This is a genomic window from Amycolatopsis sp. FBCC-B4732 (genome assembly GCF_023008405.1).
GTDB lineage: Bacteria > Actinomycetota > Actinomycetes > Mycobacteriales > Pseudonocardiaceae > Amycolatopsis > Amycolatopsis pretoriensis_A.
The window spans coordinates 1,050,562-1,064,580 of the sequence record NZ_CP095376.1; the positions used below are offsets into that span (position 1 = coordinate 1,050,562).

Below are 14,019 nucleotides of genomic sequence, written 5' to 3' on the forward strand. Positions count from 1 at the left end.
AGTGTGCCGCAACCGGCACGACTAGAGTGGATGACGTGGCAGGACGGATTCGGGAGAGCGACATCGCGGAGGTGCGCGAGCGGAACCGGATCGACGAGGTCGTCGGGGAGTACGTGGCGCTGCGCCGCGCCGGTGGCGGAAGCCTGAAGGGCCTCTGCCCGTTCCACAACGAGAAGACCCCGTCGTTCAACGTCCGCCCGACGCACGGCACCTTCCACTGCTTCGGCTGTGGCGAGGGCGGCGACGTGATCAAGTTCGTCCAGAAGATCGACCTCATCACCTTCGTGGAGGCCGTCGAGCGCCTGGCCGACCGGGTCGGCCTCCGGCTCACCTACGAAGGCGGCGGCGCGACGATCCAGCGCGACCGTGGCAGCCGCAGCCGGCTGATCGAGGCGCACCGGGCCGCGCAGGAGTTCTACGCCGAACAGCTGGTCACCGACGAGGCGCGCGCCGCGCGGGACTTCCTGTCCGAGCGCGGGTTCGACGCCGCCGCGGCGAAGACGTTCGGCTGCGGGTACGCCCCCGGCGGCTGGGACAAGCTCACGAAGCACCTGCTCACGCGCGGGTTCGAGGTCAAGGAGCTGCTGACGGCGGGGCTGTCCAAGGAGGGCCAGCGCGGCCCGATGGACCGCTTCCACCGGCGCCTGGTCTGGCCGATCCGCGACGTCGGCAACGAGGTCGTCGGCTTCGGCGCGCGGCGGCTGTTCGACGACGACCGGATCTCGGCGAAGTACCTCAACACCGCCGAGTCGCCGATCTACAAGAAGTCCCAGGTCATGTTCGGCCTCGACCTGGCCAAGCGCGAGATCGCGAAGCGGCACCAGGTGGTCGTCGTCGAGGGCTACACCGACGTGATGGCGATGCACGCGGCCGGCGTGCCGACCGCGGTCGCGTCATCCGGCACGGCGTTCGGCGAAGACCACATGAAGGTGCTCCGCCGGCTGATGATGGACGACGACGCCTTCCGCGGCGAAGTCATCTTCACCTTCGACGGCGACGAAGCGGGCCAGAAGGCCGCGTTGAAGGCGTTCGAGGGCGACCAGACGTTCGCCGGCCAGACGTACATCGCGGTCGCGCCGGACGGCATGGACCCGTGCGAGCTGCGCCTGGCCAAGGGCGACAGCGCGGTGAAGGACCTGGTCGCGCGGCGCACCCCGCTGTTCGAGTTCGTCATCCGCAGCACGCTCAAGAACTACGACCTCGACTCGGTCGACGGCCAGGTCGCGGCGCTGCAGAAGACGGTGCCGATGGTCGCGTCGATCAAGGACCGCGCGGCCCGCGACGGCTACGCGTCGAAGCTCGCCTGGTGGGTGGGCTGGCAGGACGTCGCCCAGGTGGTCAACCGGGTGCGCGGCAGCGCGGGCGCGACCGACAAGCGCGGTGGTGCGCCCCTGCGCCAGCCCGCGCGCGGCGCTCAGCAGGCCGCCCCGGCCGCGCCGAAGCAGGACCTGGCGCGCCCGGCGCCGAAGGACCCACGGTTCGCCGTCCAGCGCGAGGCGCTGAAGGCGGCACTGCAGCAGCCCGCGATCGCCGGGCCCGAGTACGACGCCCTGCCGCTGGAGGCGTTCACGCACCCGGTGTACGTGGCGGTCCACGAGGCGGTGTTGAAGGCCGGCGGCGCGGGTTCCGGGCTGACCGGCCCGGCGCTGCTGGACGCGGCGGCCCCGCACTGTCCGGAAGGGACGGTCCGGCGGGTGCTCTCGGAGCTGGCCGTGGAACCGTTGCAGGCCAAGGACGAAGTCGACTCGCGGTACATCTCGTCGATCCTCGCGCGGGTGCAGGAGAGCCTCGTCGGGCGGCAGATCGCGGAGATCAAGGGCAAGCTGCAGCGGCTCTCGCCGGTCGAAGCGCCGGACGACTACCGCGCGCTGTTCGGCGACCTCGTCGCGCTGGAGCAGTACAAGAAGTCGCTGGGCGAGCAGGCGGCCGCCGGCGCGTGGGGCTGAGATGAGCTTCCTGCGCCGGTTGCTGGGCGACCGCACACCGCCGGACTTCACCGGTGCCCTGGACCCGGGCGAAGACGTCGTCGACAGCGCTCCGGTGGAGGGCGGCGGCTACCTGGTCGTGACGGCGCTGGGCCTCTGGATCCCGGACGGCGACGGCGCGCGGCGCGTCGGCTGGCACCTGGTCGCCAAGGCGGCCTGGTCCGACGGCGTGTTCACGCTGACCGAGTCGGCCGAGGTGCGCACGGCGGGGGCGGCCGTCGTGCTGGCCGACCGGCCGCCGGTCCGCTTCCGGCTGGCCGAGCCGGGCAAGGTGCCGCGCGAGGCCTACCAGCGCGTCGAAGGTTCGATCCGCTCGCGGCACCGGCAGGAGATCGGGTCCGGGGGAGCGTGGTTCGTCCAGCGCAAAATCCCCGGCCGCGACGGCGCGGTCCTGCAGGTCCGCCCGGACCCCGGCACCGACGCCGCAGTGGTCGAGGCCATCGCCGAGCAGGCCGCAGCGAAGCTGGTCAACCCCGCCGAATAGCAGTACGCTCGTACTCAGTACAAGCGTACTGTTTGCTGGAGGCGACCGTGTGGGATCCCGCGAAGTACCTCGACTACGCCGACCTGCGAGCCCGGCCGTTCTATGACCTCGTCTCGCGCGTCGGCGCTCCTGCGCCGCGCCGGGTGGTCGACCTCGGGTGCGGCCCGGGCAACCTGACCGTCTCGCTACGGGAGCGCTGGCCCGACGCAGCTCTGGAATGCGGTGATAGTTCACCCGAAATGGTGACCGCCGCCCGCGCTCGCGGCCTGGACGCCCGGGTGCTCGACGTCCGCGACTGGACGCCGGCGCCGGACACCGACGTCGTGGTGTCGAACGCCGTCCTGCAGTGGGTGCCGGACCACTCTTCGTTGCTTCGCCGGTGGGCCGAGTCGCTGCCTGCGGGCGCTTACCTGGCGGTTCAGGTGCCGGGCAACTTCACTGCGCCCTCGCACGCGCTGACGCGGGAACTGGCGGCGTCCCCGGCCTGGTCGTCACGCCTGGCCGAGGTCGTCCTGCGCGAAGACGACGCCGTCTCGAGCCCCCTCGAATACGCGAACCTCCTGGCCGACGCGGGCTGCGCCGTCGACGCCTGGGAGACGACGTACGCGCAGCCGCTGCGGGGCGAGAACCCGGTGGTGGAATGGATCACCGGCACGGCGTTGCGCCCCATCCGCGCAGCTCTGGCGGACGACGAATGGGACCGGTTCCGCGCGGAACTGGGTCCGCTCCTGGCGTCGGCCTACCCCACCCGCGCGGACGGGACCACGTGGTTCGAGTTCCGCCGCGTGTTCTTCGTGGCCCAGGTCAGCGCCGCACCTTCTCACTGATCTTGGCGCGCGCCACCCCGGCGGCCCCTTGCACCATGGGGTGATCGACGACCCGGCGGTAGGTGCGCACGAGCTGCTCGTACCGCCCCCGGCCTGCCTTGGCGCCCAGTACGTACCCCAGGCCTGCCCCCAGCAGGAACTTCTTCATCCGCGTCCACGCCTTCCGTCGATAGGTCGTCCGACTGTCCATTGTCCAGGAAAACCGCGCCGCCGGTGGCGGTTGCGCCAAGTGGGGGGTGGTGTGAGACGGGGTCGGGGCATGGGCTAAGGTTTCTCTTGTCGGTCGGAGAGACCGGCACCGGAAGTGAGCAACATTCCCCTGTAGCTCAACTGGCAGAGCATTCGGCTGTTAACCGGAGGGTTCTTGGTTCGAGTCCAAGCGGGGGAGCAAAGCCCAGGTCGACGACCTGGGCTTTTTTGCGTCTGGGGGCGTGGGTGAGCAGGTGGCGACAGGAGCACCCGGTGATGCTGACCCGTTGTTCTGACTGGGCGGCGGAAGTAGAGCGGCTGCTCCCGGCGCGTGGCCGGGTGGCGGTCGAGCTCGATCCCGGGTCGGAGCCTGGGGCCGGGATCTCTTGGAACTGGTTCGTGACCCTGGCGGTCGGGGGAAACGACCTCCGAGCCTTGGTCGCCGAAGACTTGACGGTTGCGGCGTTCGAGGGTCGAGACGGCCGATTCGAGGACGACGTGGAACTCGACGATGTTCCGTCGTACGTCGTCGGCCGCGCCCGTGCCGCCACGTGCGGCGGCGGGTCGGCCATGCGAAGTTGAGGAACAGTTCCGGGACGTTCTCCGTGCTCCGGCGGCAGCTGATCGATCCGGAAGCACGTAGCCGTGCTCGACCGGGAAGCCGACCTGGTCCAGGACCGTCGCGACCCGTTCGACGCACCGGTACTCCTCGGTGGTCCACGACTCGAACGGCTTGCTCACGGGTCCGTACGGGCGGCCCGGTTGTCACGCGGTCTCTGTGCGCCCGACCACCACAGCATTCGTGAGCAGCTCTGCCGAGCGCTCCCTCGGCAGAGCCCGCCTGGGGCAGCAGGCCGCTGTCAGCCTGCTGTGCGGGCCCGGCCGTTGATCGTGATCTCGCCGTAGAACCGGCTGCAGCAGCTGTTCGCGCCGGCCACGTGGAGTACGTACCGGCGCGTCGCCCAGCCGTCTTGCCGGAAGTTCAATCTCCAGCCTCACCGGCGAGGTCGTCGTCCACGCGGGCGCCGGAGAACGGGACGTGCCGCCGGCGGAGTGGACAGATCAGGGACAGTTGCCGTCCATTGTGGTCCGGTGGGCAACTTCCCTCGCTGGCGGTGCGTTGACGCGGTGCGGCGAGGGGAGCTTGCGTGGCGGAACAGGGTCGCTGGATCACGAAGGACGGGCGCCGGATCTTCATCAAGGCCGGTGGGGGGAAGGGGAAAGGGGTGGTGGTCGCGGCCGTGGCCGCGCTGGCTGTTGCGGGTGGGGCCGGGGGTGTCGGGGCGTTCGGTGGGGCGGCCGGGGGAGGTGGCGCCGCCTCGGAGGCGCTGGCCGGGAACGCTGCCGGGGACGTCGTCGACTCGCTGCCGGGGCGCTCGCTCAAGACGCGGCGGGCCGAGGCGCGGGAGTCGGCGAAGCGGGGGAAAGCAAAGGAAGCTTGGAGCCGCCTGAAGTTCAAGGAGCTCAAGCGGGAAGTGCGGCGCCTCGAGCGGGAAGGGGACTGCGTCGCGGCCGCGACGGACAAGGTGCGCGAGTTCCTGACGCGGACGCCGTGCACGTCGCTGGACCGGATGGTGCTGGCCGTCGGCGACGGGCACCGCAACGCCGCGGTCGTTTCGGTGGTGCGGGTGGGTTTCCGCTCGAAGAAGCAGGCGAAGGACTTCGAGGCGGTCGAGGCCGTGCAGGGCAGCGGTGACGTGCGGCCGCTGGACATCGCGGCCGTTCTCGGGATCGCGGGACTGCGGATGACCGGGCTGCACTACGAGTCCCGCGCGGACGGCAACGGGATGGTGGTCGCCGAGGCGGACGTCGCCGCCCGGCACGTCGACCAGGGCACCCTGGACGCCCTCGCCGACGTCGCCGCCTACCTGCCGGTCAAGTAGTCACCGTGTCCAGGCGCGGGGTTTCGCCGGGGCCGGCGGGGAAGTGGGCCACGAACGTGACTCCCTCGCCCTGCGCGTCGAACCGTGCGATCCGCGTCGCTTCGGGCTCGTAGAAGACGTCGCCGCGGGTCAGCAGCATCGGGGGTTCGCCCTCGATCTGGTACACCGCCGAACCCTTCTCGATGCTGCCGAACACCGGTCCATTGTGGACGTGCAGCCCCGTGCCGCCGCCGGGGGCGATCGAGATGCGGCGGATCTCGAAGTGGTCGATCACGCGGGGTTCCGGGAGGTGCTGCTCCAGCACCAGGGCGCGGGTCGCGACGGGGAGCTCGCCGGGTTCCGGGAACGAGCCGAGTTCGGTCTCGGTGCCGTCGGCCGGGAGTTCCTCGATCGCCAGGTGGGTCAGCGGTGTCGTATCGGTGGCGCCGTGCCAGTGCCACTCGCCCGGTGCCACGCGGACCGTGTCGCCCGGGCGGATCAGCTGGGCCGGGGCGCCGCGGCTTTGGACGTGGCCCATCCCTTCCGTCACGACCAGGACCTGGCCGAGCGGGTGGCGGTGCCAGCGGGTGCGGGCGCCCGGGGCGAAGTGCACCCGGTCGACTTGCGTGCGCGAGGCGCCTTCGGGGGTGGCCAGTGACGTGATCCACGCGCTGCCGGTGACCGCGTCGGCGGGGGCGGCGGTGGCGGCGGGGGTGTGGCGGAGCTCCATTCCGAGCACCGTACATACTAGTAGGTACAGAGAGCAAGTGATCCACGTCATGCTCTGTCACAACGGCCGCTTCCGCGGTGTCTTGAGGCCGAACCAGCCGAAGAAGGAGACCGCCATGGACCTGGCGCTGTGGATCGCCGCCGGAACTCTCGCCCTCGTCGCGCTCGCCGGGGGTGTCAGCAAGGCCTTCGTGCCCCAGGCCAAGCTGGCCGCCGCGCGGGGCGGGGAATGGACCGCCGATGCCCAGCCCTGGTTCGTCAAGGGGCTCGGGGTGCTCGAACTGCTCGCCGCCGCCGGGCTGGTGCTGCCCGCGGTGACCGGGGTCGCGCCCGTGCTCGTGCCCGTCACCGCCGTCTGCTGGGTGCTGCTGATGATCGGTGCGATGATCACCCACGTCCGGCACGGCAGCGCGAACCTGGTGGTCCTCAACCTCGCCTACCTCGCCGTGGCCGCGTTCGTCGCCTGGGGGCGGTTCGCGGCCTGACCGCGGCCGGGAAAAGGAGACGCCCATGAACGCCACCGACACCTTCGTCGCCCACCGGAACCTGCTCTTCACCGTCGCCTACGAGATGCTCGGGTCCGCCGCCGACGCCGAGGATGTCCTGCAGGAAACCTGGCTGCGGTGGGCGGACGTCGACCCGGCCGGGGTGCGCGAGGAGCGCGCCTACCTGGTCCGGATCACCACCCGCCTGGCGCTCAACCGGTTGCGCACCCTGAAACGCCGCAAAGAGGCCTACGTCGGCCCGTGGCTCCCGGAACCGCTGCTCACCACACCGGACGTCGCCGAAAACGTAGAGCTCGCCGAGAGCGTGTCCATGGCGCTCATGCTCGTCCTCGAAACGCTGGCGCCGACCGAACGCGCGGTGTTCGTGCTGCGCGAGGTCTTCGACTTCGGGTACGACGAAATCGCGGCCGCCGTCGGCAAGACCCCGGCCGCCGTCCGGCAGATCGCGCACCGCGCGCGGCGCCACGTCGACGCCCGGCGCCCGCGCGAGACCGTCTCCGCGCGGGAGACCCGGGCGGTGCTCGAGTCGTTCCAGCGCGCGCTGGAAAGCCGTGACCTGCAAGGACTTCTCGACGTCCTCGCGCCGGACGTCGTGCTGATGAGCGACGGCGGCGGCGTCAAGCAGGCCGTGCCGCGGCCGATCACCGGGGCCGACCGGCTCGCGCGGCTGGTTCTCGGCGGCCTGGCCAGGAACGCCGCCGCGCTCACCACCGAGGCCACCGTCGTCAACGGGAACCCGGGCCTCACCCTGCGCCTCGACGGCGAGCTCGACGGCGTCATGGCCGTGCGGGTCGAGGGCGGGCGCATCAGCGGCCTCTACTACGTGCGCAACCCGGAAAAGCTGACCCGCGTCGAGTCCGAAACCCCGCTGACCCTGCGCTAGACGTGCGTCGAGCTCACCGCTTGGTGCGGACGGACTTGAGCGTCTGGGCCGTAGCGGGCGACCACGCCGGTCAGCGCGGCGATCGCGGTGCGGGAGCGGCGGGGGCGGACGCGCACGGCGAGCTCGGTGTGCACCGTGCCGGCCATCGCCGACACGTCGGTCTCGGTGAAGAACCGCGCCCAGTCCGGCCCGCCACCACGAACTCCTCGCCGGCCCGGCCGAGCAGGTCGAGTGCGAGCTGCTCGTCGCCCTTTTCGGCGTACGCCCACGCCTGGTTCGCGCTGAGGATGCTCGCCGCCTGCCTGCCGTGCTGGAACTGGGCCGGCGCCTCGTCCGCGGCGCCGTGGTGCAGGTGGATGCGGCCGTGCCGGTCGCGGAGGTTGGCGGCCAGGTCGTCCTGCCGCAGTGCTCGGCCAGGCTCAGCGCCAGGTCGAGGTGGTGGTGCGCGGCACCGACGTGCCCGCTGTGGCTCGGCCACGGACGCGCGGAGCAGCTCGTGCCCGCGGTGGATCCGGGCGAGCACGGCGTCGCGGCACATGCCGCCGCGACTGCGTGAAGTAGTCCCGCGGGTGCGCTGGGTGATCCGGGACAGGTATGGAGTCGGGTACTTGTACGGGTGTGGTGCGCGGCCGGGCGGAGCAGTCTCGGACGTGCCGCAGAAGTCCGCAGGAGGTTCGGAACCCATGGTGCACGGCCGGTCGCGTCCCCTCCTCCGGGTCGTCACCCCCTCGGACGTCCCGGAGGCGCGGCCGGCCCCCTCCTCCCGCGGCCGCGACCGCTACGCCGAGCTCCTCGACCGGCGGCTCGCCGCGATCCTCGCCGCCGAGGACACCGCCGAGGAGCACGGCCTCAACCCGCACATGCGCAGCACCTGCTACGTCCACCGGTGCTGGACCCACCAGTGCGTCGGCGATCCGCTGCACGTCCTGGTCGCCACCGGGCACCGCTGGTGCCGCCGCTGCGAATGCCCGGTCGACGTCGCCGTCGACGAGACCCCGCCGGGCGCGGTGCACCTGTTCTGCCCGCGCTGCGGCCAGGCCGGTTCGGCGGCGAACCGCGACGTCCGCCAGGCCTGCCGGACGAGCCTGGCCGCGATGCACGGCGGGGACGCGCCGACGTTGTACGGGATCCCGGACGCCTGACGCCCGGGCGTTGCAACCTCCGAGGGACGCGCACCCCCTCGCATTGACCGGCCCGTGAGGCCCTCCTACGGTGCACGGGTGGGTACAGGGTGCGAGAGGGGCAACCTCCCCGCGGACACCACGAGTTTCGTGGGACGCAAGACCGACGTGGCCGAGGTCAAGCACCTGCTGACGCGGGCGCGGCTGGTCACGCTGACCGGCGTGGGCGGGGTCGGGAAGACGCGGCTGGCCGTGCAGACCGCCGCCGGGCTGTCCCGCGCGTTCCCCGACGGCGTCTGGCTGGTCGAACTCGCCGGGCTGCAGGACCCCGCGCTCGTGGCGCACACGGTGCTCGAGGCGCTGCGCGTGCACGACGAAACCGGCCGGAGCCCGGCGGCCGTGCTCGCCGAGCACCTGCGGGAGCGCCGGACGCTGGTCGTCCTGGACAACTGCGAGCACCTCCTCGACGCCTGCGCCGCACTGGCGCACGACCTGCTGCGGGCGGCGCCCGGGCTCCGGCTGCTCGCGACGAGCCGGGAACGGCTCGCGCTGGCCGGCGAGCACCTGTGGCCGGTCTCGCCGCTGCCGGTGCCGGAACCGGGCCGCCCGCTGGCCGGTGGGGCGTGGCTGCGCTACCCGGCGCTGACGCTGTTCGCCGAGCGCGCGGCCGCGGTCGACCCGGAGTTCGCCGTCACGGAAGAGAACCAGGAGCGCGTCAGCGCGATCTGCCGCCTGCTGGCCGGGATCCCGCTGGCCATCGAGCTGGCCGCGGTCCGGCTGCGGGTGCTGACGCTGGCGGAGCTGGAAACCGGGCTGGGCGACTGCTTCCGCCTGCCCGGCACGGTGAAGCGCGGCGGCGAGCCGCGGCACCAGACGTTGCGGGCCGCCGTCGAATGGAGCTTCGCGTTGTGCCGCCCGGCCGAACGGCACCTGTGGGCGCGCGCGTCGGTGTTCGTGGGCGGCTTCGACCTGGCGGCGGCCGAGCGCGTCTGCGCCGGCGACGGCCTGCCCGCCGGGGAGCTGCGGAACCGGCTCGCCGGCCTGGTGGAGAAGTCGGTGCTGATCCGCGAGGCCGACGGCGACCGGCAGCGGTTCCGGCTGCTGGAACCGCTGCGGCAGTTCGGCCGCGACAAGCTGACCGAGTCGGGCGAGACGGCGGTGGTGCTGCGGCGGATGCGCGACCACTACCTCGACGTCGCCGAGCGGAGCGAACGGGCGTGGTTCGGGCCGGAGCAGGCGGACATCTTCCGGCGGACCCGCGTGGAGCACGCGAACCTGCGGGCCGCGCTCGACTACAGCCTGACCGAACCCGGCGAGCTCGGCACCGGCCTCCGGCTGGCCTCGACGCTCTGGTTCTACTGGGCCGGCTGCGGGGTGTTCGGCGAAGGCCGCCACTGGCTGGACCGCGCGCTCGCCCTCGCCGCCGAACCGGACGCGGAACGGGCGAAAGCGTTGTGCGTCAACGGGTACGTCGCGACGCTGCAGGGCGACAACGCCGCGGCGATCGCGATGCTGGAGGAGTGCCGCGCCTACGCGAAGCGGACCGGCGACGAGGTCGCGCTGGCGTACGCGACGCACCGGCTCGGCTGCAACCTGCTGGTGGGGGACGACGTCGGCGACGCGAAGACGCTGTTCGAGGAGGCGCAGGCCCGCTACCGGCAGCTCGGCGAGCTCAACAGCAACGTGATGCTGGCGGGCATCGAACTGGCCATCGCGTCCATCTTCCTCGGCGACCTCGACCGCGCGGGCCGCCTGTGCGAGGAGGCGTGCGCGACCGGCGTCGCCCACGGCGAGCAGTGGGCGCACGCGTACGCGATCTACGCCCAGGCCTTGGTCGCGCTGGGCCGCGGTGAGCTGGACCGGGCGGCCGAACGCGGGCGGGACTGCCTGCGCGTGAAGAGCACGTTCCACGACCTGCTCGGGATCGTCCTGGCGATCGAGGCGCTGGCGTGGACCGAAGCCGCGCGGGAACGCTGGGAGCCGGCGGCGGTCATGCTGGGATCGGCGCAGCCGATCTGGCAGGCGGTCGGGTTCCCGATGTTCGGTTCCCGGTATTTCGGCGCCCCGCACGGAGAGTGTGAGAAGCGGACCCGACGCGCGCTGGGCGACGGCTCGTTCGAGGCGGCGTTCCGGCGGGGGCGTGAGTTCGGCTTGCCGGAAGCGATCGCTTACGCGCTGGGGGACCTGGGCCCGGCCCGGCCGGAGGTGGTGGCGGCTTCGCAGCCGACGCCGTTGACCGACCGGGAAGGGGAAGTGGCGACCCTGATCGCGGACGGCCGCTCCAACCAGGAGATCGCGGACCGGCTGGTGATTTCCCGCCGGACGGCGGAAGGCCACGTGAACCGGATCCTGCGGAAATTGGGCTTCGACTCGCGTTCGCAGGTGGCCGCCTGGGCGGCGCGGAATCCGCAGGTGCCTACGCCACAGGCGTGAGGGGGAAGAATCCCGGTTCCCGTAACGGAGTTCCGGGTGTCTCGTGAACGATCCTCCGGTGCCGCGGACCGCGTCGGGAACTGCGACCCTGCCCTACGCGGTTCTCGACTCCGCGTTCGAGTTTCATGCAGCGCGAGGACTGGCCGCGCGGAACGCGGCAGTTCATCGAACACGGCCGCGGGGTCGACGTCGACACCTCGGTCACACCGCCGTGGCCATTGAGTGGACCGGTGCCGTGCCGTCCGATGTGGACGGTACGGCACCGGCGTCGTCAGCCCAGGCGTTCGCCCCAGTTCTCGAACGCCGTCACGACCTCGGCCGGAGCGTCGGTCTCGCGCAGGCGCTTCGCCTCCGCCTCGATGTAGTGGCGGTACAACGGAACCAGTCCCGCGAGCAACTCGGGCCGCGCCTCCGCCGCCTCGAGCGGGTGCCCGGCCCGCACCCGCTCCGCCAGCTTCACCAGCGACGCCGCCGGGGTGTCCGGTTGGGACAGGAACCACTCGATGGCCTCGTCGTTGTTCGCCGCGCGGCCTGTCGGGAGTGTTGCCGAATACAGGAAGCGGACCGGGAACAGCACCGCCTTCGTGAACCACACCTTGTCGGCCAGCAGGCGGCGGGGCTCGCGGAACTCGGCCGCCACCTCGTCGGTCGCCAGGACCGCGATCGCGAAGCGGGCGCTCTCCAGCAACATCTCCGAAGCCGCCGGCCGGGCGACCTCGGCGAGGACGTCCTCACCGGCCAGCAGGACGCCGTGGTCGGCCAGCTGCAAGCGGTCCTGGGCGGGGAAGCGGCCGTCGTCGCGGCCTTCGCGCAGGGCCGGGAGGGAGGCCCAGAACACCGACAGCTTGCGGTGCAGCGGACTCCGCTCCTGCAGCGCCGCCGTCACCGGGGCCACCTGGTCGTCCTCGGGGACGTCGGTGAGGACGAGGGCCAGGTCGATGTCGCTGGCCGCCGCGGAATAGCCGCCGTAGGAAAGGCTTCCCAGGAGGTACGCGCCGATCAGGCGCTCTCCCAACGCTTCCCGGTAGGCGTCGGCGGCTTCGGCGGCGATCGCGCGGGCCGCGTCGGCGGGTTCAGGTGTGGTCATGCCGCCACCGTATCGCGGCGGGCGCACTCGGCGATGCGGTCGGAAACCACGCCGATGACCTGCCACGCCCGGTCGAGGACCGCGAGCACCGACTCCTCCGTCCAGTCCCCGCGCTGCCGCAGGAGTTCGTAGCCCATCTCGAGGTGCTCGACGTCGGCTTCGTCGTGCAGCTCGAAGTATTCGTCCTCGGGGAACGCGCGGATGCCCGCCTGGCTGAACACGAGGCTGCCGGCTTCGAGGGCCAGGTGCGCCAGCACCGCGCGCTGCACGCCGGGCAGGATCGCGAACTGGTCGACGAACCAGGAAGCGCCCATCTCGATGACCGGGTCCCAGACCAGCTGCCGGTCCTCCGCGCGGCTGCGGGCCAGGATCTTGTCGTGGCCGACCTCTTCCTGCTGGTGCTCCAGCGCGAGCGCCCGCAGCTCCGGGTCGCTCTCGAAGCTGACCCGCGCGCTGATCATCCGCTGGAAGGCGTTCGACCACGGCTGCAGGTACGTGAGCACCGCTTTCCTGGTCTCCGGCGACGTGGTCTCGTCGCTCAGCAGGCGGATCAGTTCCGAGGACTCGTATTCCCGTTGCCGCTGCTCGTTGTGGCGGGCGATGCGCTCGACGTCCTGCTGGGTCACGATCGGCTCCTTACCGTGGTGCTGCGGGAGATCATCCTTCCGGGGACCGCTATCCGAGGTCGACGGGCGCGAGCGCCCGGTCGTAGACGGGGAACCGGAAGTACGTGGTCACGTCGCCGCGGCGACCGGCGGTGCGGTAGCTCACCAGCTCCAGCACGCGCGTCTCGGAGAGCGGGCCCGGCGCCAGCGCGGCGGTGAGGAGGCGGAACCGGCCGGGGTCGACGCCTTCGCGGTGCAGCAGTTCCGCCGTGCGCTCGACGGCTTCTTCGTCACCGGACGTGAGATCGGGCAGCCGCAGGTACGTCGTGGCCTCCGCGGCCCGGTCCACCCCGGACCGGAAAGCCAAGCAGCTCAGCGCGGCTTCACCCGCGTCGAGCCGGTCGCCCGCGAGGGTGCGGTACGCGGCCGCCGCGGTTTCGGCGTCGTGGCTCAGCGCCACCGAAGCGACGTCGTTGACCTCGGCGAGGCCGGCCCCGTGGTTGCGGTAGTAGATCTTGACCCGGGCTTCGGCCTCGTCGCCCAGGTCCACCGCGAAGAACTCGATTTCCCGCACCCCATCGACGGTTTCGACCCGGCGGCGGGCGTCGTCCCAGGCCGCGCCCATGCCGAGCCGCTCCATGGCCTCGGTGACGGCGCCCTCGCGGTGGGCGGGCGGCCAGGCGTAAAGGCCGAAGTACGTCTTGTGGACGACCCGCGACGGCGGGCGCCAGGCGATCGAGTGCCACACCGGCGCGGGGGACGGGCGGCCCGCCCGCGGGGTGAACGTCTCGTGGACGCGGTCCAGCCTGCCGGTGACGGGATCGCCGTCCCCGGGCCAGACGACGTCGTGGCCGAGGCTGTCGAACAGCACGCGCAGTTCGGGGTGGCCGCCGGACCAGTTCACCGACATCTCGGCCGGGAAACCGTCGGCCGCCACATAGGACGGGTGGACGGGCGCCGGCCCGATCCGCTCGTGCGCCCAGCGGGGCAGCGCGGCGCGCAGCATCCGCGTGGTCCGCACGGACTGTTCCAGCGGAACCCCGAGCGCTTCACAGGCCGTAGCCCAAAGCCCGCACAGAAAGTCACCGGACAGCCGACCCGATGCGGGGTAGTTTTCCCTTATATATTCAGGAAAGTCCGGCATTCGATCGGTCACGAGCGGATGCTATCAGTTGGATGCTTGCTCAACTAAAAAGCTGCACCCGGGTGGTGCAACCAATTGGGCCATGTGGGTACGCCGGTGTCCGGGGTGGACACGGAGGGACACATCGGACACCGGCGAGTCCTGACCGGACACGAAGCGGACAA

General features: G+C 71.8%; 17 protein-coding genes and 1 tRNA gene. 11 read left to right on the forward strand and 7 right to left on the reverse strand.

Features of this window, described 5'->3' with window-relative positions:
* The first annotated feature begins 35 nt into the window (after positions 1-35).
* The 3 genes from dnaG to MUY14_RS04020 are packed head-to-tail and all read left to right on the forward strand — an operon-like array spanning position 36 to position 3,296.
* A complete protein-coding gene (dnaG, locus tag MUY14_RS04010) occupies positions 36-1,946 on the forward strand; it encodes a DNA primase (RefSeq protein ID WP_396126719.1) in 1,911 nt (636 codons plus the stop codon).
* A 1-nt stretch (position 1,947) separates the two neighbouring features.
* Positions 1,948-2,469 (forward strand): hypothetical protein, encoded by a 522-nt coding sequence (locus tag MUY14_RS04015; RefSeq protein WP_247020920.1) that lies wholly within the window; start codon positions 1,948-1,950, stop codon positions 2,467-2,469.
* A gap of 47 nt (positions 2,470-2,516) precedes the next feature.
* Entirely contained in the window at positions 2,517-3,296 is a 780-nt protein-coding gene (locus tag MUY14_RS04020; protein ID WP_247020922.1) for a trans-aconitate 2-methyltransferase, read from the forward strand.
* Here the strand turns inward: MUY14_RS04020 and MUY14_RS04025 are convergent.
* Positions 3,274-3,444, reverse strand: coding sequence for a hypothetical protein (locus tag MUY14_RS04025; protein WP_166641722.1), 171 nt, complete (start codon positions 3,442-3,444; stop codon positions 3,274-3,276). The two genes, MUY14_RS04020 and MUY14_RS04025, sit on opposite strands and share 23 nt — an antisense overlap.
* A 167-nt stretch (positions 3,445-3,611) precedes the next feature.
* On the opposite strand from MUY14_RS04025, the gene MUY14_RS04030 reads away from it, so the two are divergent.
* Together MUY14_RS04030 and MUY14_RS04035 are read left to right on the forward strand one after the other, a co-directional pair.
* A tRNA-Asn gene (locus MUY14_RS04030) sits at positions 3,612-3,684 on the forward strand.
* A gap of 74 nt (positions 3,685-3,758) precedes the next feature.
* A complete protein-coding gene (locus tag MUY14_RS04035; RefSeq protein ID WP_247020924.1) occupies positions 3,759-4,067 on the forward strand; it encodes a hypothetical protein in 309 nt (102 codons plus the stop codon).
* Between the two features lie 278 nt (positions 4,068-4,345).
* Here MUY14_RS04035 and MUY14_RS46760 read toward each other — a convergent pair whose 3' ends face one another.
* Positions 4,346-4,471 (reverse strand): hypothetical protein, encoded by a 126-nt coding sequence (locus tag MUY14_RS46760; protein WP_281506251.1) that lies wholly within the window; start codon positions 4,469-4,471, stop codon positions 4,346-4,348.
* Positions 4,472-4,633: 162 nt separating this feature from the next.
* On the opposite strand from MUY14_RS46760, the gene MUY14_RS04040 reads away from it, so the two are divergent.
* Positions 4,634-5,368, forward strand: coding sequence for a hypothetical protein (locus MUY14_RS04040; RefSeq protein WP_247020926.1), 735 nt, complete (start codon positions 4,634-4,636; stop codon positions 5,366-5,368).
* Here MUY14_RS04040 and MUY14_RS04045 read toward each other — a convergent pair.
* Complete coding sequence (locus MUY14_RS04045; protein ID WP_247020928.1) at positions 5,361-6,077, reverse strand: cupin domain-containing protein; 717 nt, start codon at positions 6,075-6,077, stop codon at positions 5,361-5,363. The two genes, MUY14_RS04040 and MUY14_RS04045, sit on opposite strands and share 8 nt — an antisense overlap.
* A 115-nt stretch (positions 6,078-6,192) precedes the next feature.
* Between MUY14_RS04045 and MUY14_RS04050 the strand changes: the two genes are divergently transcribed.
* Both MUY14_RS04050 and MUY14_RS04055 read left to right on the forward strand, forming a co-directional pair.
* On the forward strand, positions 6,193-6,561 hold the full coding sequence (locus tag MUY14_RS04050; RefSeq protein WP_247020930.1) for a DoxX family protein: 369 nt from the start codon (positions 6,193-6,195) through the stop codon (positions 6,559-6,561).
* Between the two features lie 25 nt (positions 6,562-6,586).
* Positions 6,587-7,465, forward strand: a complete 879-nt coding sequence (locus MUY14_RS04055) for an RNA polymerase sigma-70 factor (protein WP_247020932.1) — start codon at positions 6,587-6,589, stop codon at positions 7,463-7,465.
* Here MUY14_RS04055 and MUY14_RS04060 read toward each other — a convergent pair.
* Positions 7,462-7,611 (reverse strand): hypothetical protein, encoded by a 150-nt coding sequence (locus MUY14_RS04060; RefSeq protein WP_247020934.1) that lies wholly within the window; start codon positions 7,609-7,611, stop codon positions 7,462-7,464. The genes MUY14_RS04055 and MUY14_RS04060 overlap by 4 nt on opposite strands.
* Before the next feature lie 161 nt (positions 7,612-7,772).
* Here MUY14_RS04060 and MUY14_RS04065 point away from each other — a divergent pair, with 161 nt between their 5' ends.
* The 3 genes from MUY14_RS04065 (at position 7,773) to MUY14_RS04075 (ending at position 11,019) form a co-directional block, all read left to right on the forward strand.
* Positions 7,773-8,021, forward strand: a complete 249-nt coding sequence (locus MUY14_RS04065) for a hypothetical protein (RefSeq protein WP_247020936.1) — start codon at positions 7,773-7,775, stop codon at positions 8,019-8,021.
* 127 nt (positions 8,022-8,148) lie between these two features.
* The gene (locus tag MUY14_RS04070) at positions 8,149-8,607 is read left to right on the forward strand and encodes a hypothetical protein (protein ID WP_247020938.1); all 459 of its coding nucleotides are present in this window, start codon (positions 8,149-8,151) and stop codon (positions 8,605-8,607) included.
* A 129-nt stretch (positions 8,608-8,736) separates the two neighbouring features.
* Positions 8,737-11,019 carry a LuxR C-terminal-related transcriptional regulator gene (locus MUY14_RS04075; protein ID WP_247020939.1) on the forward strand — a complete coding sequence of 761 codons (2,283 nt, stop codon included), beginning with the start codon at positions 8,737-8,739 and terminating at the stop codon, positions 11,017-11,019.
* Positions 11,020-11,290: 271 nt separating this feature from the next.
* Here the strand turns inward: MUY14_RS04075 and MUY14_RS04080 are convergent, their stop codons facing one another.
* Genes MUY14_RS04080 through MUY14_RS04090 form a run of 3 tightly spaced genes read right to left on the reverse strand, consistent with a single transcriptional unit; the run spans position 11,291 to position 13,732 of the window.
* Positions 11,291-12,106, reverse strand: a complete 816-nt coding sequence (locus MUY14_RS04080; protein ID WP_247020941.1) for a hypothetical protein — start codon at positions 12,104-12,106, stop codon at positions 11,291-11,293.
* On the reverse strand, positions 12,103-12,732 hold the full coding sequence (locus MUY14_RS04085; protein ID WP_247020944.1) for a hypothetical protein: 630 nt from the start codon (positions 12,730-12,732) through the stop codon (positions 12,103-12,105). The genes MUY14_RS04080 and MUY14_RS04085 overlap by 4 nt, the downstream gene beginning before the upstream one ends.
* A gap of 49 nt (positions 12,733-12,781) precedes the next feature.
* Positions 12,782-13,732, reverse strand: a complete 951-nt coding sequence (locus MUY14_RS04090) for a hypothetical protein (RefSeq protein ID WP_247020946.1) — start codon at positions 13,730-13,732, stop codon at positions 12,782-12,784.
* Positions 13,733-14,019: the final 287 nt, after the last annotated feature.

Coding starts and splice junctions, on each gene's coding strand:
- MUY14_RS04015 (WP_247020920.1), top strand. CDS start 1,948: ATGAGCTTCCTGCGCCGGTTGCTGGGCGACCGCACACCGCCGGACTTC.
- MUY14_RS04025 (WP_166641722.1), bottom strand. CDS start 3,444: ATGAAGAAGTTCCTGCTGGGGGCAGGCCTGGGGTACGTACTGGGCGCC.
- MUY14_RS04045 (WP_247020928.1), bottom strand. CDS start 6,077: ATGGAGCTCCGCCACACCCCCGCCGCCACCGCCGCCCCCGCCGACGCG.
- MUY14_RS04050 (WP_247020930.1), top strand. CDS start 6,193: ATGGACCTGGCGCTGTGGATCGCCGCCGGAACTCTCGCCCTCGTCGCG.
- MUY14_RS04055 (WP_247020932.1), top strand. CDS start 6,587: ATGAACGCCACCGACACCTTCGTCGCCCACCGGAACCTGCTCTTCACC.
- MUY14_RS04060 (WP_247020934.1), bottom strand. CDS start 7,611: ATGGCCGGCACGGTGCACACCGAGCTCGCCGTGCGCGTCCGCCCCCGC.
- MUY14_RS04070 (WP_247020938.1), top strand. CDS start 8,149: ATGGTGCACGGCCGGTCGCGTCCCCTCCTCCGGGTCGTCACCCCCTCG.
- MUY14_RS04080 (WP_247020941.1), bottom strand. CDS start 12,106: ATGACCACACCTGAACCCGCCGACGCGGCCCGCGCGATCGCCGCCGAA.